Origin of the sequence: Blautia sp. MSK17_66 (genome assembly GCF_020538025.1) — a bacterium.
Lineage (GTDB): Bacteria > Bacillota > Clostridia > Lachnospirales > Lachnospiraceae > Blautia_A.
On sequence record NZ_JAJBNQ010000076.1, the window covers coordinates 1 to 913 of the forward strand.

Genomic DNA, 913 nt, shown 5'->3' on the forward strand with positions numbered 1-913 from the left:
AGATTTTGAAGTGGGGGCTTCTTGCTCAATGGCTCTATTGAGCCAAGTATCTACAAGCTATCCTCGCGTACCCCGCGATTTTTATAAGTCCAGATACGGACTTTTTATTGTGCTGTCATGCACATTCTGCAAAGATTCTTTTTCCCTCATTCATGAGGTTCACTGCTGCATTTACATCACGATCCATTCTGTTTCCACATTCACAGTAATACATCCTTTCAGATAAAGACAATCCTGCTTTTTTCTTTCCGCATACACTGCATATCTTACTGGATGCGAAATAACGATTTACTTTGATCAGATATTTTCCGCGTTCCTCCAGTTTATATTCCAGCATAGACAGGAACAGGCCATATCCATTATCATGTACGCCTTTTCCAAAATGAAGTCCTCCTGCCATCCCTTTCAGATCCAGGTCTTCCACGCATACTGCATCGTAGTTCTTTGCAAGACCTGCACTGAGTTTATGCTGGAAATCTTTTCTCTGATTTCGGATCTTTTCATGACACAGTGCAACCCGTTTCTTCTGTTTTTCATAATTCCGACTGCCTCTCTGACATCTGGACAGTTTCCGCTGTTCCCGTGCAAGCTTTTTCTCTGTATTCCGGTAGAACATTGGATATCCGGCTCTTTCACCGGTAGAAAATACACACATCCCATGCATGGCAAAATCAATCCCCAGAAATTTTTCTGCTGGTCTTTTTTCTACTGTTTGGTTTTCACAGCAAAATAACAGACTTGCAAAATATTTTCCGGATGGTTCCCGGCTGACTGTTACAGATTTCAGTTTCCATTTTTCTGATATCGGACGGTGAAGCTTTATCCTGATGGCCGTCATCTTAGGCAGTTTCAAGTATTTTCCTTCCAGAAAGATATTTCCGTTCACTACGTTTGTTGTATAAGATTTTCTTGA

At 41.3% G+C, this 913-nt stretch carries 1 protein-coding gene; it reads right to left on the reverse strand.

The genetic code is table 11. The features are described from left to right. Positions 1-115 precede the first annotated feature (115 nt). Positions 116-913 (reverse strand): RNA-guided endonuclease InsQ/TnpB family protein (locus LIR34_RS17540; protein ID WP_265107753.1); only part of this gene is annotated, 798 nt, incomplete at its 5' end.